Origin of the sequence: Bradyrhizobium sp. CCBAU 25360 (assembly GCF_028128695.1) — a bacterium.
Classification (GTDB): domain Bacteria; phylum Pseudomonadota; class Alphaproteobacteria; order Rhizobiales; family Xanthobacteraceae; genus Bradyrhizobium; species Bradyrhizobium ottawaense.
In genome coordinates this window covers 164029-184563 of record NZ_LBJA01000035.1, presented here as the reverse complement: position 1 = coordinate 184563, position 20535 = coordinate 164029, and the positions used below count along the sequence as shown (strand labels likewise).

At 64.9% G+C, this 20535-nt stretch carries 20 protein-coding genes; 9 read left to right on the top strand and 11 right to left on the bottom strand.

Features of this window, described 5'->3' with window-relative positions; genetic code table 11:
* Positions 1–59 precede the first annotated feature (59 nt).
* From XH81_RS12670 to ccmA, 5 genes are all read right to left on the bottom strand, one after another.
* The gene (locus XH81_RS12670; protein WP_038949856.1) at positions 60–653 is read right to left on the bottom strand and encodes a DsbE family thiol:disulfide interchange protein; all 594 of its coding nucleotides are present in this window, start codon (positions 651–653) and stop codon (positions 60–62) included.
* Positions 650–829, bottom strand: a complete 180-nt coding sequence (gene ccmD, locus XH81_RS12665; RefSeq protein WP_038949857.1) for a heme exporter protein CcmD — start codon at positions 827–829, stop codon at positions 650–652. Before ccmD ends, XH81_RS12670 begins: the two co-directional genes overlap by 4 nt.
* On the bottom strand, positions 829–1623 hold the full coding sequence (locus XH81_RS12660; RefSeq protein WP_028139235.1) for a heme ABC transporter permease: 795 nt from the start codon (positions 1621–1623) through the stop codon (positions 829–831). The genes ccmD and XH81_RS12660 overlap by 1 nt, the downstream gene beginning before the upstream one ends.
* Before the next feature lie 91 nt (positions 1624–1714).
* Positions 1715–2383: a heme exporter protein CcmB gene (ccmB, locus tag XH81_RS12655; protein WP_271596216.1), complete on the bottom strand. Its 669-nt coding sequence runs from the start codon at positions 2381–2383 to the stop codon at positions 1715–1717.
* Between the two features lie 277 nt (positions 2384–2660).
* Positions 2661–3263: a heme ABC exporter ATP-binding protein CcmA gene (ccmA, locus tag XH81_RS12650; RefSeq protein WP_095425484.1), complete on the bottom strand. Its 603-nt coding sequence runs from the start codon at positions 3261–3263 to the stop codon at positions 2661–2663.
* Positions 3264–3502: 239 nt separating this feature from the next.
* Here ccmA and acnA point away from each other — a divergent pair, with 239 nt between their 5' ends.
* The 3 genes from acnA to XH81_RS12635 all read left to right on the top strand — a co-directional run bounded on the left by acnA (position 3503) and on the right by XH81_RS12635 (position 8217).
* Positions 3503–6223, top strand: coding sequence for an aconitate hydratase AcnA (gene acnA / locus XH81_RS12645; RefSeq protein ID WP_028139232.1), 2721 nt, complete (start codon positions 3503–3505; stop codon positions 6221–6223).
* A 235-nt stretch (positions 6224–6458) separates the two neighbouring features.
* The gene (locus XH81_RS12640) at positions 6459–7235 is read left to right on the top strand and encodes a DUF1223 domain-containing protein (protein WP_028139231.1); all 777 of its coding nucleotides are present in this window, start codon (positions 6459–6461) and stop codon (positions 7233–7235) included.
* 613 nt (positions 7236–7848) lie between these two features.
* A complete protein-coding gene (locus XH81_RS12635; RefSeq protein ID WP_028139230.1) occupies positions 7849–8217 on the top strand; it encodes a DUF2794 domain-containing protein in 369 nt (122 codons plus the stop codon).
* Between the two features lie 110 nt (positions 8218–8327).
* On the opposite strand, the gene XH81_RS12630 is transcribed toward XH81_RS12635, so the two are convergent.
* The 4 genes from XH81_RS12630 to XH81_RS12615 form a co-directional block, all read right to left on the bottom strand.
* Complete coding sequence (locus XH81_RS12630; protein WP_028139229.1) at positions 8328–8858, bottom strand: GNAT family N-acetyltransferase; 531 nt, start codon at positions 8856–8858, stop codon at positions 8328–8330.
* A gap of 216 nt (positions 8859–9074) precedes the next feature.
* Positions 9075–9866 (bottom strand): Bax inhibitor-1/YccA family protein, encoded by a 792-nt coding sequence (locus tag XH81_RS12625; RefSeq protein ID WP_028139228.1) that lies wholly within the window; start codon positions 9864–9866, stop codon positions 9075–9077.
* Positions 9867–10147: 281 nt separating this feature from the next.
* The gene (locus XH81_RS12620; RefSeq protein WP_028139227.1) at positions 10148–12718 is read right to left on the bottom strand and encodes an ABC transporter permease; all 2571 of its coding nucleotides are present in this window, start codon (positions 12716–12718) and stop codon (positions 10148–10150) included.
* On the bottom strand, positions 12715–13437 hold the full coding sequence (locus XH81_RS12615) for an ABC transporter ATP-binding protein (protein WP_028139226.1): 723 nt from the start codon (positions 13435–13437) through the stop codon (positions 12715–12717). Before XH81_RS12615 ends, XH81_RS12620 begins: the two co-directional genes overlap by 4 nt.
* 55 nt (positions 13438–13492) lie before the next feature.
* On the opposite strand from XH81_RS12615, the gene XH81_RS12610 reads away from it, so the two are divergent.
* Both XH81_RS12610 and thpR read left to right on the top strand, forming a co-directional pair.
* Positions 13493–14137, top strand: coding sequence for an arylesterase (locus XH81_RS12610; RefSeq protein ID WP_028139225.1), 645 nt, complete (start codon positions 13493–13495; stop codon positions 14135–14137).
* A gap of 174 nt (positions 14138–14311) precedes the next feature.
* The gene (thpR, locus tag XH81_RS12605; RefSeq protein ID WP_028139224.1) at positions 14312–14848 is read left to right on the top strand and encodes an RNA 2',3'-cyclic phosphodiesterase; all 537 of its coding nucleotides are present in this window, start codon (positions 14312–14314) and stop codon (positions 14846–14848) included.
* Positions 14849–15387: 539 nt separating this feature from the next.
* On the opposite strand, the gene XH81_RS12600 is transcribed toward thpR, so the two are convergent.
* Positions 15388–15792 (bottom strand): type II toxin-antitoxin system VapC family toxin, encoded by a 405-nt coding sequence (locus XH81_RS12600; RefSeq protein WP_028139223.1) that lies wholly within the window; start codon positions 15790–15792, stop codon positions 15388–15390.
* Entirely contained in the window at positions 15792–16046 is a 255-nt protein-coding gene (locus XH81_RS12595) for a type II toxin-antitoxin system VapB family antitoxin (RefSeq protein ID WP_028139222.1), read from the bottom strand. Before XH81_RS12595 ends, XH81_RS12600 begins: the two co-directional genes overlap by 1 nt.
* Before the next feature lie 183 nt (positions 16047–16229).
* On the opposite strand from XH81_RS12595, the gene zapE reads away from it, so the two are divergent.
* The 4 genes from zapE to XH81_RS12575 all read left to right on the top strand — a co-directional run bounded on the left by zapE (position 16230) and on the right by XH81_RS12575 (position 20531).
* Entirely contained in the window at positions 16230–17414 is a 1185-nt protein-coding gene (gene zapE, locus XH81_RS12590; protein WP_028139221.1) for a cell division protein ZapE, read from the top strand.
* A gap of 261 nt (positions 17415–17675) precedes the next feature.
* Positions 17676–18644, top strand: coding sequence for a malate dehydrogenase (gene mdh, locus XH81_RS12585; RefSeq protein WP_008145224.1), 969 nt, complete (start codon positions 17676–17678; stop codon positions 18642–18644).
* A gap of 206 nt (positions 18645–18850) precedes the next feature.
* Positions 18851–20047: an ADP-forming succinate--CoA ligase subunit beta gene (sucC, locus tag XH81_RS12580; protein WP_038972611.1), complete on the top strand. Its 1197-nt coding sequence runs from the start codon at positions 18851–18853 to the stop codon at positions 20045–20047.
* 4 nt (positions 20048–20051) lie between these two features.
* Positions 20052–20531 (top strand): DUF1579 family protein, encoded by a 480-nt coding sequence (locus XH81_RS12575; protein ID WP_028139219.1) that lies wholly within the window; start codon positions 20052–20054, stop codon positions 20529–20531.
* Positions 20532–20535 lie beyond the last annotated feature (4 nt).

The window sequence follows — 20535 nt, the reverse complement described above, 5'->3', positions numbered from 1 at the left end:
CCCGGCTCTGCAGCGCATCGATGAAGGATCGCTGCGCTGCGTCCGGGGCACGAGCTGCCTTACGAGCCCGCCCCCAGCGCCTTCTCCATCTGCGGCAACAACACGTTGCGCAGATTGTCCGGCGTGATCGGGCCGACCAGCTTGTAGACGATGGTGCCTTCGCGGCCGACGACGAAGGTTTCGGGCACGCCGTAGACGCCCCATTCGATCGAGGCGCGGCCGTTGGCATCCACGCCGACGCGACCGAACGGGTTGCCGTAGCGCCCGAGGAAGCGCCGCGCATTGTCGGACGCGTCCTTGTAGTTGATGCCGACGAGCTGGAAGCGCTTGTCCTTGGCGAACTCGGTCAAAAGCGGCGCCTCGTCATGACAGGGCACGCACCAGGATGCCCAGACATTGACCAGGCTGACCTTGCCCTTGAACGCGGCGGGATCGAGGCCCGGCACCTGCGCATTGTCGATCTGCAATCCCTCGAGCGGCGGCAGCGCCGTCTGCGGCGCGGGACGACCGATCAGCGCGGAGGGAATCCGCGAGGGATCGCCGCTGCCGAGCCGGAACCAGAACAGCAGCGCCAGTGCGATGAACGCAATCAGCGGCAGCACCATCAGGAAAGTGCGGCGCTGCGGCGCTGCGGAGGTCGATCGTTCGCTCATGATGCGTCCATGGCGCTACGGCCGGAGCGGCGGGTGATGCCGCTGCGGTCGAGCTCGCGCAGGCGCTGCGTCTGGTTGCGATAGTCGAGCACGATCCAGCCGATCAGGATCACGACCACGAGGGCCGCTGCGGCATAGGACGTCACGATGAAGGATGCATAAGGACCGAGCGACATCATCCTGCGGCCCCAATTTCTTTCGACGCGTTTTGTCCGCGCGAACCGGCGCCCATTTCGCTCGAGAATGCGACCCGGCTCGCCTGCATCATTTGCAGAGAGCGGACCCGGCGGCGCAGGATTTCATTGCGCATCGCCGCCAGATGCAGCGTGACGAACAGCAGCGTGAAGGCGATCGCCATCACCAGCAGCGGAATCAGGAACGATTTGTCGAGGGCCGAGCCGCCCATGCGCATCACCGAGGCCGGCTGGTGCAGCGTATTCCACCAGTCGACCGAGAACTTGATGATCGGCAGGTTGAGCGCGCCGACCAGGGTCAGCACCGCGGCGGCGCGTGCGGCGCGCGAGGGATCGTCGACGGCGCGCCACAGCGCCATCAGGCCGAGATACATCAGGAACAGGATCAGCACCGAAGTGAGCCGCGCATCCCACTCCCAATAGGTGCCCCACATCGGCCGGCCCCACAGCGAGCCCGTCAGCAGTGCGAGGAAGGTGAAGGCGGCGCCGATCGGCGCTGCGGCCTTGGCGGCGACGTCGGCGAGCGGATGCCGCCACACCAGCGTGCCGAGCGAAGCGATGCTCATCACGCCCCAGACGAACATCGACAGCCAGGCATTGGGCACGTGGATGAACATGATCTTCACGGTCGCGCCTTGCTGATAGTCGTCGGGCGCAAGCGCGATTTGATAGAGACCGATTGCAAGAAGGAGCACGGTCGCGGCCGCGAGCCACGGCAGGACCCGCGCTGTCAGCGCGAGGAACCGCGTGGGGTTGGCGAGGTCGATCAGCGTCATGGTACCCTGATAATCATCGGTGGCCGCTCAGGCAATCAGCACGAAAGCGAGGGACGAAAGTTGATCGGGGTCAAGGTCAGTCCCGCGCATCTCAGTCGAGCCCGTGCCGCAGGCTCGCTGCGGCTGCGAAGGGGCCAATCACGAGGCTGACCAAGGACAGCGCGCACAGGATCGAGAACGGTGCGCCGAACGACATCGGACCGACGATCACGGCCTGCGAGGCCGCAACCCCGAAAATCAGCACGGGAATCGACAGCGGCAGCACCAGCACCGCCATCAGCAGCCCGCCGCGGTGCAGGGTCACCGCCAGCGCCGCGCCGATCATGCCGGTGAAGGTCAGGGCCGGGGTGCCCGCCAGCAGTGTCAACGCCACCGCGCCGGTCGCGACCATGTCGAGGTTGAGCAACAGGCCGAGCGCGGGGGTTGCGACAATCAGCGGCAGGCCGGCGGCCAGCCAATGCGCCAGCGCCTTGGCGGCGCAGGCGAGTTCCAGCGGCGTCCGGCTCATCGTGATCAGGTCGAGCGAGCCGTCCTCGTGATCGGCCATGAACAGCCGGTCGAGGGTGAGCAGGCTCGCCAGCAGCGCGCCGAGCCAGAGGATGGCCGGCCCCAGCCGCGACAGCAGCGCCAGGTCCGGCCCCACCGCGAACGGCATCAGCACCACCACGGTCAGGAAGAACAGCACGCCAATCAGCGCCCCGCCGCCGACGCGGAGCGCGATCCTGACGTCCCGGCGGACGAGGGCGGAGAGGGCGGTCATGGGGTGACTCCCGCGGCGAGGCGGCTATGGGAGCCCGGCTCCCGCCACAGGCACACTGCGCTCCCTCCCCCCTTGCGGGGGAGGGCGGGGGAGAGGGGTAGCCCCGGATGAGATACTCGTTTGAGGTGAGCCGCCAGCAACAAAACGCCTGCCTCCGCAACGCCAGAACCGACAGGTCTTGCCGTGTGGCACCCCTCTCCCTGACCCTCCCCCGCAAGGGGGGAGGGAACGGAGAGGCCGGGGGCCAGCCGCTCGGAAAGCTGAGGGTCGTGTCGCCTCACGCCACACCCCCGATCCGCAGCTCCCGCGAATCGATCCCCAGCGGCGCATGGGTCGCCGCGACGATCAGGCCGCCGCGCGACAGGTGCTCGCGCATCAGGCCGCCGAACATGTCCTGGCCGGTCACGTCCAGCGCATTGGTCGGCTCATCCAGCAGCCAGACCGGGCGGCGCACGGTCAAAAGGCGGGCCAGCGACAACCGGCGGCGCTGGCCGGCCGACAGGAAGCCGGCGGGGAGGTGGGTGGCATGTTCGAGCCCCACCGTGGCGAGGCTCTGGGCGAAGTCAAGACGCTCTCCCCCAAGGAAATCGGCCCAGAATGTCAGGTTTTCGGCCACGCTGAGCGCAGGCTTCAGGGCATCGCGATGGCCGAGATAGTGGCACTGCTCCGGCAGCGTCATTTCAGCGTCGCCGCCGTCCAGTACGATCGTGCCGCCCGCCGGAACCAGCAGGCCCGCGATCAGCCGCAGCAGCGAGGTCTTGCCTGACCCGTTGCGGCCGACGACCGCCACCGCTTCGCCGGCGACGGCCTCGAAATCGAGCCCGGCAAACACCTCGCGGCCGCCGCGCACGCAAACGATCCCGCGTCCAGACAGCTGCATCTTGCTTCGTACCACCCCGCTCAAAGCCGGGCCTCAGGAAAACTTGGGGTAGCGCATGGGAATTTTTGGCTCGCGAATGCTGCGGTACGATTGTGGCTGTGGCGGCGCGGTTAGAAAGCTTCTATAAGCCCGGAACTACTTGATGCAGCAACTCAACCTGCCCCTGCAAGCGGCCCAGCCTGATACGCTGACGGTGTTAAAATACCCTGCCGGGTATAACTAACAATTGGGATTCCTACATGACCTCGCTCGACAGCTTCAAATGCAAAAAGACCCTCAAGGTCGGCGCCAAGACCTATGTCTATTACAGCCTGCCCACGGCCGAGAAGAATGGTCTGAAGGGAATTTCCAAACTTCCCTATTCGATGAAGGTCCTGCTCGAGAACCTCCTGCGCAACGAGGACGGCCGCTCGGTCAAGAAAGAGGACATCGTCGCGGTCTCGAAATGGCTGCGCAAGAAGTCGCTGGAGCATGAGATCGCCTTCCGCCCGGCGCGCGTGCTGATGCAGGACTTCACCGGCGTGCCCGCGGTGGTCGACCTCGCCGCGATGCGCAACGCGATGCAGAAGCTCGGCGGCGATGCCGAGAAGATCAATCCGCTGGTTCCGGTCGATCTCGTCATCGACCATTCCGTGATCGTGAACTTCTTCGGTGACAACAAGGCTTTCGGCAAGAACGTCGCCGAGGAATACAAGCAGAACCAGGAGCGCTACGAGTTCCTGAAGTGGGGCCAGAAGGCGTTCTCGAACTTCTCCGTCGTGCCGCCCGGCACCGGCATCTGCCACCAGGTCAATCTCGAATATCTCTCCCAGACGGTCTGGACCAAGAAGGAGAAGATGACGGTCGGCAAGAAGACCGGCACCTTCGAGGTCGCCTATCCCGATTCGCTGGTCGGCACCGACTCCCACACCACCATGGTCAATGGTCTCGCCGTGCTCGGCTGGGGCGTCGGCGGCATCGAGGCGGAAGCCTGCATGCTCGGCCAGCCGCTGTCGATGCTGCTGCCCAACGTCGTCGGCTTCAAGCTGAAGGGCGCGATGAAGGAGGGCGTCACCGCGACCGACCTCGTGCTCACCGTGACGCAGATGCTGCGCAAGCTCGGCGTGGTCGGCAAGTTCGTCGAGTTCTTCGGCCCCGGCCTCGACAATCTCTCGGTCGCCGACAAGGCGACCATCGCCAACATGGCGCCCGAATACGGCGCGACCTGCGGCTTCTTCCCGGTCGACGCCGCCGCGATCGACTATCTCAAGACCTCCGGCCGTGCGGCGCCGCGCGTCGCGCTGGTGCAGGCCTACGCCAAGGCGCAAGGGCTGTTCCGCACCGCCAAGTCGGCCGATCCGGTGTTCACGGAAACGCTGACGCTCGATCTCGCCGACGTCGTGCCGTCGATGGCCGGTCCGAAGCGTCCCGAAGGCCGCATCGCGCTGCCGTCGGTCGCCGAAGGCTTCTCGCTTGCGCTCGGCACCGAGTACAAGAAGGCCGAGGAACCCAGCAAGCGCTTCGCCGTCGAAGGCAAGGACTTCGAGATCGGCCACGGCGACGTCGTGATCGCCGCCATCACCTCCTGCACCAACACCTCGAACCCGAGCGTGCTGATCGGCGCGGGCCTCCTGGCGCGCAACGCCGCTGCGAAGGGCCTCAAGGCCAAGCCGTGGGTGAAGACCTCGCTCGCCCCGGGCAGCCAGGTCGTGGCCGGCTATCTGGCCGATTCCGGTCTGCAGAAGGATCTCGACAAGGTCGGCTTCAACCTGGTCGGCTTCGGCTGCACCACCTGCATCGGCAATTCAGGTCCGCTGCCTGAGGAGATCTCGAAGTCGATCAACGACAACGGCATCGTCGCCGCGGCCGTGCTCTCCGGCAACCGCAACTTCGAAGGCCGTGTCTCGCCGGACGTGCAGGCGAACTACCTGGCCTCGCCGCCGCTGGTCGTCGCCCACGCGCTCGCGGGCAGCGTCACCAAGAACCTCGCGGTCGAGCCGCTCGGCGAGGGCAAGGACGGCAAGCCGGTGTACCTCAAGGACATCTGGCCGACGACCAAGGAGATCAACGCCTTCATGAAGAAGTTCGTGACCGCGTCGATCTTCAAGAAGAAGTACGCCGACGTGTTCAAGGGCGACACCAACTGGCGCAAGATCAAGACCGTCGAGAGCGAGACCTATCGCTGGAACATGTCTTCGACCTACGTGCAGAACCCGCCTTATTTCGACGGGATGAAGAAGGAGCCGGAGCCGGTCACCGACATCGTCGAGGCGCGCATCCTCGCCATGTTCGGCGACAAGATCACCACCGACCACATCTCGCCGGCCGGTTCGATCAAGCTCACCTCTCCGGCTGGAAAATATCTCAGCGAGCACCAGGTGCGTCCCGCCGACTTCAACCAGTACGGCACGCGTCGCGGCAACCATGAAGTGATGATGCGCGGCACCTTCGCCAACATCCGCATCAAGAACTTCATGCTCAAAGGCGCGGACGGCAACATCCCCGAGGGCGGTCTCACCAAGCACTGGCCCGACGGCGAGCAGATGTCGATCTACGACGCCGCGATGAAGTACCAGCAGGAGCAGGTGCCGCTGGTGGTGTTCGCCGGTGCCGAATACGGCAATGGCTCCTCGCGCGACTGGGCGGCCAAGGGCACCCGCCTGCTCGGTGTGCGCGCCGTGATCTGCCAGAGCTTCGAGCGCATCCATCGCTCCAACCTGGTCGGCATGGGCGTGCTGCCGCTCACCTTCGAGGAGGGCACCTCCTGGTCGTCGCTCGGCCTCAAGGGCGACGAGAAGGTCACGTTGCGTGGCCTGGTCGGCGACCTCAAGCCGCGCCAGAAGCTGACCGCGGAGATCGTCTCCGGCGACGGTTCGCTGCAGCGCGTTTCGCTGCTCTGCCGCATCGATACGCTGGACGAGCTCGACTACTACCGGAACGGCGGTATCCTGCACTACGTGCTGCGCAAGCTCGCGGCCTAAGCGCGAATTTGTGAACGGTGGCTCACCGCGACGTGAGTAGAAGGTTAAACGAAGGCGGCCTATCACAAGGCCGCCTTCGTGCGTTTGCGGCATGCTCCAGATGGGCCCGCCCGGCGGAAAACCTCCTTTCGGACGGTTGGCCTGGACGGTCGAGTGTGTCGCGCCCCGTAAGACTACGGTGACCATCCGGCGATAAGATCTCCCTTTCCACGAGCAATGGTGTGCGGCGTTCGACATGACAACAATGACGGCTTCTCATCTGGTTTCACGTTGGTCCGGTGCCCTCTGGTCGGGAGCTCTCGGCATCTGTGCGATCGTCGCCGTCATCCGTCCGGCGGAGGCCGATCCCCGCGCCGTCGTCGAATTGTTTACCTCGCAGGGCTGCTCCTCCTGCCCGCCCGCCGACCAGATCATCGGCGATCTCTCCAAAGACCCGTCAATCATCGCGCTGAGCATGCCGATCGACTATTGGGACTATCTGGGCTGGAAGGACACGCTGGCGGATTCGCGCTTCTCTGCACGGCAGCGTGCTTATTCGCGCATGCGCGGCGACCGCGAGGTCTACACGCCTCAGGTCGTAGTCAACGGCTCCACCCATGTCATCGGCAGCGATCGTGCCGGCATCGAGAGCGCGATCGGCAAGACTGACAAGGGCACGGGCGTGATGAGCGTGCCGGTGACGATGTCGCTCGCGGGCAAGCAGATCAACGTGTCGGTGGCGGCGAGCAACGAGCCGGCCGTCTCGCATGGCGAGGTCTGGATCTGCTCGATCGCCAAGTCGGTCCCGATCGCGATCACTCGCGGCGAGAATCGCGGACAGCAGGTCACCTATCACAACGTGGTGCGCAACCTGCTCAAGGTTGGCGACTGGACCGGGCGTTCAGAAAGCTGGACGGTGCCGATCGAGAACCTCACACGCGACGGCGTCGACGGCGCGGTGGTCTATGTCCAGGACGGCAGCCGCGACAAGCCCGGCACGATGCTGGGCGCGGCCTACACGTCGCTGCACTGATTTCAATTCTCTAGCGTCGTACTCACTGCCACCCTCATGGTGAGGAGCGCGCCCTTGCGCGCGTCTACCGGACGATGCTTCGCATCGCCGTGAGAACAATGCAGGCCCCGCTCACGCAGCTCGGCCTCGATCCTTCGAGACGCCGCGCGAAGGACGCGCGGCTCTCGGGATGAGGGATGAGATTGTTGGCGCTGATGAGAGAAGAATTTCGTCGTGCCAGAAACATCCCGGCACCAACAAAAAAGGACCAACTTGCGTTGGCCCTCCTTGTCGCGCGTACAGACCCGATCCTGTTCGACCCCGGGGGGCTGGGGGCTGAGGAATCCGGAACCGAAAGGACCGGGTCAACGCACGTGAGTCTTTTCGCAATGCAGGGCGGCAGTCGCTAGGCGGAAAAGCGGCGAGAGTATGATTCCTGCTAACGATCCCGTGACGGTTTGCCGCGAGGGAGTTCCACCATAGCGTGTGCGCCGATTCGTAACCGATTCGACCGGTTGAATCAGGTGCCCCTTGCGGCGCTGGCCGGTTGGCGCAATCATGCAGCTGTCATGATCCAGGTTCCGGGGACGGTCTTCGCGGATTCGGGTCATGCCGTGCGATGAGGAAGCGCTCCATGAGTCTGTCGGAGGATACCGATCCGAGCGAGCTGCGCGCGGCGGCGCGCCCCGCCGCGGCGACGACGCAACTGAGCCGGGTGACGTTCAACCGGCTCGAGCTGCACCGTATTCTCAATCTCTACGGCCGCATGGTCGCCGACGGCGAGTGGCGCGATTATGCCATCGACTTCCTGAGGGATCGCGCCGTGTTCTCGGTCTATCGCCGTGCCTCGGAAGTGCCGATCTACCGCATCGAGAAGGATCCGCGGCTGGCGCGCAAGCAGGGCATGTACAGCGTGATCTCGGCGACCGGCCTGATCCTGCGCCGCGGCCACGAGCTGGAGCGCGTGCTGCTGGTGATCGATCGGAAGCTCGCGGTGGTATAGCCGCACAAACGGTGCCGTAGGGTGGGCAAAGGCGCGCAGCGCCGTGCCCACATCTTTCTCTATCGCTGGGAGATGGTGGGCACGCTTACGCTTTGCCCATCCTACGAGGCCTACTTCCCCGGCACCGTCTTCGCGCCCTCGCCGAGGTCGCGCTGCATCATCACCGTATCGAGCCAGCGGCCGAATTTCAGCCCGACATTGGGATGCGTGCCGATCATCTTGAAGCCGCCCCTGGTGTGCACGCCGATCGAGCCGGCATTGGCGGAATCGCCGATCACCGCGATCATCTGGCGGAAGCCGCGCGCCTCGCATTCGGCGACCAGCCGTTCCAGCAGCTTTGATCCGACACCGCGGCGGTGGAAGGAGGGATCGAGATAGATCGAGTTCTCGACCGTGAAGCGGTAGGCCGGGCGCGGGCGGTAGGCGCCGGCATAGGCATAGCCGGCCACGCGGCCGTCGAGGATGGCGACGAAATAGGGATAGCCGCCGTCGACCAGTGCGCGATAACGGCGCGTCATCTCCACGAGGTCAGGCGGCTCCAGCTCGAACGTCGCGGTGCCCTCGCGGACGGCCTGCTGGTAGATGGCGGTGATGGCGGGAAGGTCGGCCTCGGTTGCAGGCCTGATTTCAGGTTCGGACATGGGGCCAGATTAGAGCCTTCCCGCTTCTGCTGAAAGGGGCAACTGTGTTGCCACACCCGTCATTGCGAGCGCAGCGAAGCAATCCAGAAATGCATCCGCGGAGGGACTCTGGATTGCTTCGTCGCAAGGGCTCGCAATGACGAGAGGAGGCCAAGGCTCAAACAAAAACCCCGGCCTTTCGGCCGGGGTTCGTGTCCGTTCGTCCTGGTCTATCGCTTAGTCGCGCTGGCCGAGGAGCTGCAGCAGCAGCGTGAACAGGTTGATGAAGTTCAGGTACAGCGACAGTGCGCCGGTGATGGCCGCACGCTCTGCGATGTCCCCGCCGGCCGAGGCGTAGCCGTAGATGTAGTCGTTCTTCAGCCGCTGGGTATCCCAGGCGGTGAGGCCTGCGAACACCAGCACGCCGACCACCGACACGATGAACTGCAGCATCGAGCTCGCCAGGAACAGGTTCACCAGGCTCGCGATGATGATGCCGATCAGGCCCATGAACAGGAACGAGCCCATGCCGGTCAGGTCACGCTTGGTGGTGTAGCCATAGAGGCTCAGCGCACCGAATGTGGCCGCGGTGATGAAGAACACCCGCACGATCGAGGTGTGCGTGAACACCAGGAAGATCGACGACAGCGAGATACCCATCAGCGCCGCGAACACCCAGAACAGGATCTGGGCGGTCGAGGGAGCGAGACGGTTGATGCCCGCCGAGATCACGAACACCATGGCGAGCGGCGCCAGCATGAACAGCCATTTCAGCGGGCTGACGAACATCGCGTAGCCGAACGGCGTCAGGAACAGCTTGCCGACGCGGACCGCGTCCGCGGTCGGGACATCAGTCACGGCAGCCATGTAGACGCCGAGCGCGGCAAGACCAGTGATGGCCAGGCCGATGCTCATGTAGTTGTAGATGCGCAGCATATAGGCGCGCAGGCCGGCATCGACCGTCGCGGCGTCAACACGCCCGGCGGCCCTGCCGAAAGGAGAAGCGTAGTTACGGTCTAGGTCCGACATGGTCGAATTCCCGTTGGTTGGTCCGGTCCGGCACGAGGGTCGCCATGCCGCCGGTTCGTCAAACTCTATCTCGGATACCGACGCCAACCGACTAAATTTTGGCTAACAATCGGGGCTCCGAACCCATTCGATATGTGGGAAACTAACACATTCGCTGCAACCTTCCACGCGCGGCTGAATGTCGCCCTTGGCGGCAATCCTGACGCGAACCTGACGAGCAGTCGTGGTTAATCGCAGAAATCGTGCGATTTCGCTCTCGTGCGGCCATCCGCTACATTTTGTCACAAATTCCGCAACACCGTGGCGGGCTTTTTGTTCAACGCCAGCAGCGTGCCCGCGAGCCCGAGCCCGACGGTAACGACGAGCGCGGCCGCGACCACGCCGGCCGCGCTGCCGGCCTGCCAGACGAAACTCAGCGTCATCAGCCGCGTCACGATCATCCAGGCCGCGATGCTGCCGGAGATCACGCCGAACACCGCGGTCGCGAGCCCGATCAGGAGGTATTCGAGCGCATAGGCGCCGAGCAGCCGCAGCCGCGTCGCGCCCAGCGTCTTCAGGATCACCGCATCGTAGACCCGGTGGCGATGGCCGGCGGCGAGCGCGCCGCCGAGCACCAGGATCGCCGAGATCAGGGTCACGGCGCTGGCACCGCGGATCGCCAGCGCCAGATTGGTCACGACAGAGCCGACCGTCTCCATCACCTCGCGCACGCGTACGCTCGTCACCATCGGATAAGCGTCGGCGACCTGCTTGATGATCTTGCCGTCGCCTGCCGCAGTTCCGCCCGTTTCCGTCAGCGTCGCGATGTGGGTGTGGGGGGCGCCCTTGAAGGCGTTCGGCGAGAACACCAGAACGAAGTTGATGCCCATCCCCTGCCAGTCGATGGTGCGCAGATTGCCGATCTTGGCCGGGATGTCGCGGCCAAGCACATTGACCACGACCTCGTCGCCGAGCTTGAGGCCGAGCCCGTCGGCGATCTTCTTTTCCATCGAGACCAGCGGCGGGCCGGAATAATCGGCGCTCCACCATTCGCCCTCGACCACCTTGGAGCCTTTCGGCAGCTCGCCGGTATAGGTCAGGCCGCGGTCGCTCTGCAGCACCCACTCCGAATCGGTGGTCGGCTTGAGCTCCTCGGCGCGCACGCCGCGCGCGGCGACGATGCGCCCGCGCAGCATCGGTACGTCCTCGACCGTTGCGCCCGGCGCGATCCGGCGCAGATAACCGTCGAACTGCTCGGCCTGCGTGCTCGGGATGTCGATGAAGAAGAAGGACGGCGCGCGGTCCGGCAGGGCTGCCAGGAACTGCCGGCGCAGATTGCCGTCGATCTGGGTGATGGTGACGAGCACGGCGAGCCCGAGCCCCAGCGACAGCACCACCGAGGGCGTCAGCGCGCCCGGCCGGTGGATGTTGGCGATCGCCAGGCGCAGCATCGGCAGCCGCGTCCGCGGCAGCCGCCGCGCGATGGCCATCAGCAGGGCGGCGATGCCGCGCAGCAGGGCGAACACGACGACCGAGGAGGCCACGAACACCGCCGCGATGCGCTTGTCGAACGACAATCCGATCACGACCGCGATCAGCAGCGCGATCACGACGGCCATGAACACGAGATAGCCCGCGCGCGGCCGATGCCATTCCGAGCTGATGGTGTCGCGGAACAGCGCGGCCACCGGCACGTCGTGGACGCGGCCGAGCGGCCACAGGCCGAAGGCGAGCGCGGTCAGGAGGCCATAAACGAAGGACAGCGCGAGCTCGTCGGCATGCACGGCCGGCACCACCGGCAGCGGCAGCAGCTTGCCGAACAGGCCGACGATCGCGAACGGCATCGCGGCGCCGAGCGCGAGGCCGATGATCGAGCCGATGCCCGCGAGCAGGAGAACCTGCGCGAGATAGATGCCGAACACGTCGCGCCCGGTGGCGCCCACGGCCTTGAGGGCCGCGATCACTTCGAGCCGGCGGTCGATATGGCTCTTCACGGCATTGGCGACGCCGACACCGCCGACCAGCAGCGCGGCAAGGCCGACCAGCGTCAGGAACTGCGTGAAGCGGTTGATGTTGCGTTCGAGCTGCGGCGAGGCGTTGGAGCGGCTGCGGATCTCCCAGCCCGCCTGCGGCGCGGCGCTCCGCGCGTCCGCGATGAAGGCTTCGGTGGCGCGCTCGTTGTTCGCCGTATCAGGCAACTTGACCCGGTAGACCCAGCGCACCAGGCTGCCGGGCTGGATCAGGCCGGTGGCGCGCAGGCCCGCCTCGCTGATCAGGAAGCGCGGTCCGAAGCCGATGCCGCCGGCGAGCTTGTCGGGCTCGGCTTCGACGGTCGAGCGGATCTGGAAGCTCGCGGAGCCAATGGTGACGCGGTCGCCGGTCTTGAGCGAGAGCCGCGCCAGCAGCGTCGGATCGGCGGCGGCGCCGAACGCGCCGTCGCGCTCTGCGAGCAGGTCGGACATCGCCAGCTGTGGCGCCAGCGTCAGCTGGCCCAGCATCGGATAGGTGTCGTCGATCGCCTTCATCTCGACCAGTGCGAGCTGGCCATCGGCCGCGCGCGCCATGCCGCGCAAGGTCGCGGCGGTCGAGACCGTGCCGCGCGAGCGCAAGAAGGCGACCTCTTCAGGTTTCGCCTCGCGCTGGAACAGCACGAAGGAGACGTCGCCGCCGAGCAGCGTGCGGCCCTCGCGGGCCAAGCCGTCGGAGAGGCTCGCCGACACCGAGCCGACGCCGGCGATCGCCATCACGCCGAGCGCGATGCAGGCGATGAAGACATAGAAACCGCGCAGGCCGCCGCGCAATTCGCGCAGCGCGTAACGCAGCGACAGTGCGACGGCGTTTGGCTTCGCGAACGGTTCGGCCGAGGCGCTCATGCCGGCGCAGACTGCGTGTCGATGCGGCCCGAACGCAGGCGGATCACGCGGTCGCAGCGATGCGCGAGCGAGGAATCGTGCGTGACCAGCACCAGGGTCATGCCGCGCTCGGCATGCTTGCTGAACAGGAGGTCCACGATCTGTTTTCCCGTGGCCTCATCCAGATTGCCGGTCGGCTCGTCCGCGACCAGGATGGCGGGATCCGGTGCCAGCGCGCGGGCGAGCGCGACGCGCTGCTGCTCGCCGCCGGAGAGCTGGGTCGGATAGTGATGCAGGCGGTCGCCGAGCCCGACCGATTGCAGCTCCTGCGCCGCGCGCGTTGCGGCATCGGGATTGCCGGCGAGCTCCAGCGGCACAGCGACGTTCTCCAGCGCCGTCATGGTCGGGATCAGATGAAAGGACTGGAAGACGATGCCGACCTGGCGGCCGCGGAAGCGGGCCAGCGCGTCCTCGTCGAGGGCATTGAAAGGCGTGCCCGATACCACCACCTCTCCACTATCAGGACGCTCCAGCCCCGCCATCACCATCAGCAGCGTGGATTTGCCCGAGCCTGACGGGCCGATCAGGCCGATCGTCTCGCCCGAGGCGACCCGCAAGCTGATATCCTTGAGGATGTGAACGCGTGCCGCGCCCGTACCCAATGAGAGATTGACGTTGGAGATGGCGATGGTGTCCGCCGAGGCGGCGGCGAGCGAAGAGGAATCTATGCGAGTGTCCATGGTCCGGTCATATGGCAACTCCGATGGCGGGGTCGAGAGGCGTTACGGATTGTTCATGCACATAGCCGTGTTGATGCTCGGTTTGATGACGATCGCGACAACGCCGTCGTTGCAGGCTCAGCAGGCGGCCAAACCGATCAAGCTCGTGGTCCTCGGCGATTCCTTGAGTGCGGGCCTTGGCCTCCCGGCCCAGGATTCATTCCCGGCCAAGCTCAAAAAATCCTTGCAGGACAAAGGTATAGCCGTCGACATGACCAACGCCGGCGTGTCCGGCGACACCTCCTCGGGCGGCCGCGACCGGCTCGACTGGTCGGTCCCCGAGGGAACCGACGGCGTCATCGTCGAGCTCGGCGCCAACGACGCCCTGCGCGGCGTCGATCCCGATTTGACGCGGGCCGCACTGACCGACATCGTCCAGCGGCTGAAGGCGCGCAAGATCGCGGTGATGCTGTGCGGCATGCTGGCGCCGCCGAATTACGGCGCCGATTATGCCGCGCGCTTCAATTCGATTTATCCGGATCTGGCGAAGAAATTCGACGTGCTGCTCTATCCGTTCTTTCTCGAGGGCGTTGCGGCCGACGCCAAGCTCAACCAGGCCGACGGCATCCATCCGACTGCGGCCGGCGTCGACATCATCGTCGGCAACATCATGCCCACCGCGGAGGCATTCCTTGGCACGATCACTGAGCAACGCCGTTGAAAAGCGGGCAGCGCCAACCCTCATACCCAGGGTTTTACCGGGGTGAGGCGCGCGATGCTTCGCAGAGTCACACAACTGCGATAGGAATCAGGGTACCGGTGATTCGTCACCGGCTCTAAAATTTGGATATGGTCTGTCCCACGGATCATGCCCAAGCATCGGGAGTGCGAAACGATGCCGCGTTTGTTCACTGGTCTGGAAATCCCGGCCGAAGTCAGCCAGACGCTTTCCAATTTGCGGGGTGGCCTTCCCGGCGCCCGCTGGATCGACCCCGAAAATTATCACGTCACCCTGCGCTTCATCGGCGATATCGACGGCCTGTCCGCCAACGAGATCGCATCGATGCTGTTTCGCGTCGACCGCAAGCCGTTCGAGGTGAAAGTGCAGGGGCTCATGAGCTTCGGCGGCCGCAAACCGAGAGCAGTCGTTGCGACGATCGCGCCGAGCAAGCCGCTGATGGAATTGCAGGCCGAGCTCGAACGGATGATGCAGCGGATCGGTCTCAACCCCGAGGGACGCAAATACATCCCGCATGTCACGCTCGCCCGGCTGCACGATGCCAGCGATCGCGACGTCGCCGACTATCTCTCGCTGCGCGGCTACTTCCCGAGCAAGGCGTTCATGGCCGAGCGTTTTGTTCTGTTCTCCTCGCGCGCATCGACCGGCGGCGGCCCGTACGTGGTCGAGGATGCCTACGAGTTGTGTGAGTAGGCGGAAAATCGAACGGTGCGGGTCGATCAATTTTGGCGATACGGCTCGCTGGGCCTCAGTATTGCTCTGTACCTCTGGTGCCTTTCCCTCGATGCTTTTTGCGCGCCTGCATGCCAGCGCGGATACGACATCTTGATCGCCGGGCCGTTCGGCCTGTTAGCGTCCGTCACGAATTGGACCTGGCTCGCCAACCCCGTCCTTTTTTCGGCATGGTTTGGTCTCGCAGTCGCGGACAGGATTTCTGACGCGAGATTCTTGGCATTCGGTGCCGGCCTGGCTGCACTCGTCATCGCGGCATCGTTCCTGCTTCAACGGGAAGTCATGATGAACGAAGCTGGCAACCTCAATCCCATCCGGGCCTATGGGGCCGGGTATTGGGTTTGGTTGTCGAGCATGGCCGTCTGCTGCGTCGGAGGCTGGCGACGGCCGAGCTTTGGGCGCGCAACAAAAATACGGGATGAAGCCCCTGCGGGTCTCTTCCGGCCGCTCTTGCCGAGGACGTCTACGAACTGTGTGAGTGGGGCCCGCACCTCGGCGCGTTATCGCAGCGGCGTCACGCTCGACCGGTTGATGTCGGTCTTCGCAAAGTCCTCGCCTTTGAACAGCAGTGGTTCGCCACGGGTCATGGCCAGCGCATAAGAAAAGCAGTCACCGTAATTGAGCGACGCGGCGTGACGCCCTTTTCCGAAACGCCGCCAGGCGCGCCGGGCCGCGTCGGCTTGCACGGCATCGACCGCGACGATCTCAGCGCCGATCTTGACGAGCCAGAGATCGAACTCGCGCCCGCCCGCATCGCCCAGCCGCGTCTCGATCACCATCGTCGCTTCAAGCACCGTCGCCGCGGAAATCAGGCGGATCGGATCGTCCACGATCAGTCGCTCCATATCCGCGGCATCGTCTTCGTCGAGCGCGATTGCCACGATCGCGGATGTGTCGATCACCATCAGCGGGGCAATCCATGATCGTCGTATCCGAGGATTTCTTCAGGCTTGCGGTCGTCCAGGACGCGCATCTCGCTCCAGCGCCGTCTGATCTCGGCAAGGTCTTCAAGCAGCGCGTCCTTGTGTGTTTGAGCGTTGAGCCGGCGCAATCGCTCCTCGATCGCGCGCTTGGTCGCAGTCGTGATGTTCTCCCCCGTCAATTGTGCCAGACTCCGGGCCAGTTGCTCGGTTTCGGGGTCCTTGATGCTCAGCGCCATGCTCGGCTCCTTGGTTCCTAGATAGGTATATTCTACCTCAAGGCGCCGCAAGCTGGATTCTGACGGCCCGCTCGGCTGTCGTCCCACCGGGGCATCCGGCCGGTTTCCGCGAAAGAGGTCGCGCATAAGCCGTTGCGCCAATACGCGGTTGCAATTTCCGTCGGTCTCTGGCGGTAAAGGGCCATGCTCTCGACCCCCAGTTCCCCCTTCAGCGAAGCCTATCAGGCCCAGATCGCGTCCGGCGCGATCGAGCCCGATGCTGCGCAAGCCGAAGTCGCCGAAGCCTATGCCGCACTGGACCAGCGGCTCGCGGACTACAAACCGCAGCGCAAGCAGGGCCTGCTTGCCCGCCTGTTCAGCAGTGACAAGGATGAGGCGCCGCGCGGGCTCTACATCCATGGCGAGGTTGGCCGCGGCAAGACCATGCTGATGGATCTGTTCTTCCAGCATGCCTCGGTCGAGCACAAGCGGCGGGCGCATTTCCACGAATTCATGGCGGACGTGCATGAGCGCATCTACGACTATCGCCAGAGCATCGCGCGCGGCGAGATCGCCGACGGCGACGTCATCGCGCTGACCGCGAACGCGATCTTCGAGGAGAGCTGGCTGCTCTGCTTCGACGAATTCCACGTCACCGACATCGCGGATGCGATGATCCTCGGACGCCTGTTCGCGAAGTTGTTCGAGCTCGGCACCGTCGTGGTCGCGACCTCCAACGTCGCACCTGACGATCTCTACAAGGGCGGTCTGAACCGCTCGCTGTTCCTGCCCTTCATCAAGCAGATCACCGACCACATGGACGTCGCGCGGCTCGATGCGCGCACCGATTTCCGGTTGGAAAAACTTCAGGGCGTGCCGATGTGGCTGACGCCAGCGGACGCTGATGCGGACGCGGCGCTCGACCGCGCCTGGTCGCGGATGTCGGGCGGCGCCAAATGCCGCTCGCGCGACATTTCGATCAAGGGCCGCATCCTGCACGTGCCATGCTCGGCCCACGGCGTGGCGCGGTTCTCGTTTGCCGATCTCTGCGAGAAGCCGCTGGGGGCATCGGACTACCTCAGGCTGGCGCACGACTATCACACCATCCTGGTCGACCATATTCCAGTGATGGACCAGTCCCAGCGCAACGCCGCCAAGCGCTTCATCACGCTGATCGACGCGCTCTATGACAATGCCGTGAAGCTGATGGCCTCGGCCGACGCCAACCCGATCTCGCTCTACCTGGCCCACGAGGGCGTTGAGGCCATGGAGTTCAAGCGGACGGCGTCGCGCCTGATCGAGATGAGCTCGGAATCCTATCTGGCGCTGGCTCACGGCCGCAAGGATTCCACCGCAAGCGGCTCCACCAAGGGGCTGGTGGAGACTTAAGTCCTATTCCTGTCGAAGGTACCGCTGTCATTCCGGGGCGCGACGAAGGTCGCGAGCCCGGAATCCATCGCGCCACAAAGCTCTGCCGCCCGATGGAGTCCGGGCCTGCGCCTGTCGGCGCATCCCGGAATGACGGACCGGTTATGGCTGCTATCGCGCCAAGCCCGACAATTGGGCATCCGGCGACTTGAACGGGGGAGGCGAAAGGGATAACCACCCTCTCAGTTTTCCCCACCTTACGTGTCTAAAGGACAGGCTCACATGGCGCGCGACAAGATTGCTTTGATTGGCTCCGGTCAGATCGGCGGAACGCTGGCTCATCTCATCGGCCTGAAAGAGCTGGGCGACGTGGTGATGTTCGACATCGCCGAAGGCGTGCCGCAAGGCAAGGCGCTCGACATCGCGCAGTCCTCGCCCGTCGACGGCTTCGATGCCCACTACACCGGCGCGAACTCCTATGAAGCGCTCGACAACGCCAAGGTCTGCATCGTCACCGCCGGCGTGCCGCGCAAGCCCGGCATGAGCCGCGACGATCTTCTCTCCATCAACCTCAAGGTCATGGAGCAGGTCGGCGCCGGCATCAAGAAGTACGCCCCCGACGCCTTCGTCATCTGCATCACCAATCCGCTCGACGCGATGGTCTGGGCGCTGCAGAAGGCTAGCGGCCTGCCGCACAAGAAGGTCGTCGGCATGGCCGGCGTGCTGGATTCGGCGCGCTTCCGCTACTTCCTGGCCGACGAGTTCAACGTCTCGGTCGAGGACGTCACCGCGTTCGTGCTCGGCGGCCATGGCGACACCATGGTGCCGCTGGTGAAGTATTCCACCGTCGCCGGCATTCCGCTGCCGGACCTCGTCAAGATGGGCTGGACCTCGCAGGCGCGCCTCGACGAGATCGTCGACCGCACCCGCAACGGCGGCGCCGAGATCGTCAATCTGCTCAAGACCGGCTCGGCCTTCTACGCGCCGGCCGCCTCGGCGATCGCGATGGCCGAGAGCTATCTGCGGGACAAGAAGCGCGTGCTGCCCTCGGCGGCGTACCTGAACGGCGAATACGGCGTGAAGGACATGTACGTCGGCGTGCCCGTCGTGATCGGCTCCAAGGGCGTCGAGCGCGTCGTCGAGATCGAGCTCGCCGGCAAGGACCGCGAGGCCTTCGACAAGTCGGTCGGCGCGGTGCAGGGTCTGGTCGACGCCTGCAAGAAGATCGCCCCCGATCTTCTCGGCCGCTAAGGGTCAAGCACTTCCCGCCGAAGCCCGAAAACCGGTCTTCGGCGGTTTCATTTCCGGGGCCCGGTTGTCGGGACAGGCCCCGGGTCGGCAGTCCAAAGATCGATGTCAAAGAATCCCGGTTGCAGTTCCTGTGGTATATGGTATGCCAGCCACAAGACTGAGGTGGGCCCTAGAGGTCACCGCCCGCGGGTTCAGGGAGCGACCATATGAATATCCATGAATATCAGGCCAAAGCGCTGCTGGGTGAGTTCGGCGTGCCGATCTCCAAGGGCGTGCCGGTCCTTAAAGCCGCCGACGCCGAAGCTGCCGCGAAGGCGCTGCCAGGTCCGGTCTATGTGGTGAAGAGCCAGATCCACGCCGGCGGCCGCGGCAAGGGCAAGTTCAAGGAAGCCTCCGCCGGCGACAAGGGCGGCGTCCGCATCGCCAAGTCGGCCGCAGAGGTCACCGAGTTCGCCAAGCAGATGCTCGGCGCCACGCTGGTGACGATCCAGACCGGCGCCGCCGGCAAGCAGGTCAACCGCCTCTACATCGAGGACGGCTCCGACATCGACAAGGAATTCTACCTCTCGATCCTGGTCGACCGCGAGACCTCGCGCGTCTCCTTCGTCGTCTCGACCGAAGGCGGCGTCAACATCGAGGACGTCGCGCACAACAGCCCCGAGAAGATCGTGACCTTCTCGGTCGATCCCGCCACCGGCATCATGGGCCATCACGGCCGCACGGTTGCGAACGCGCTGAAGCTCTCCGGTGATCTCGCCAAGCAGGCCGAGAAGCTCACCGCGCAGCTCTACGCGGCCTTCGTCGCCAAGGACATGTCGATGCTGGAGATCAACCCGCTGGTGGTGACCAAGCAGGGCCAGCTCCGCGTGCTCGACGCCAAGGTGTCGTTCGACGACAACGCGCTGTTCCGTCACCCCGAAGTGCTCGCGCTGCGCGACGAGACCGAGGAAGACGCCAAGGAAATCGAGGCGTCCAAGTACGACCTCAACTACGTCACCCTCGACGGCAACATCGGCTGCATGGTGAACGGCGCCGGTCTCGCCATGGCGACGATGGACATCATCAAGCTCTACGGCATGGCGCCGGCCAACTTCCTCGACGTCGGCGGTAGCGCCAGCAAGGAGAAGGTCGCGGCCGCGTTCAAGATCATCACCGCCGATCCCAACGTGAAGGGCATCCTGGTCAACATCTTCGGCGGCATCATGAAGTGCGACGTGATCGCCGAGGGCGTTACGGCTGCGGTTCGTGAAGTCGGCCTCAGCGTGCCGCTGGTGGTCCGCCTCGAAGGCACCAATGTCGAGCTCGGCAAGAAGATCATCCGGGAATCCGGCCTGAACGTGGTGCCGGCCGACAATCTCGACGACGCCGCGCAGAAGATCGTGAAGGCCGTCAAGGGAGGCTAAGGCCATGGCCCAGGACCATCTCGCCGCATCATCTCCGCTTCCCGAGCACGCGCGCCTCGCCGCGTTCGCCGGCGAATGGGATGGCGAAGAGGTGGTCTTCCCGTCGCGCTGGACGGCGGGCGGGCTGGCAACTTCGCACGTCGTCGCGCGCATGGACCTGAATGGATTTTATCTGATCCAGGACAGTGTCCAGAAGCGGGACGGCCAGCAGATCTTCGCCACCCACGGCATTTTCACCTATGACCGCGACGACCGGACCTACAAATTGTTCTGGTACGACTCGCTCGGCTATACGCCGCCTTCGCCCGCTTCCGGCGGGTGGGTCGGCAAGACCCTGACGCTGGTGCGCGGCTCGCTCCGCGGCAATGCGCGCCACGTCTACGAAATCATCAATGAGGATTCCTACTCGTTGAAGATCCAGTTCTCGCCGGACGCGGAAGGCTGGGCCGACGTGCTCACCGGCGTCTACCGCCGCATCCACTGACCCT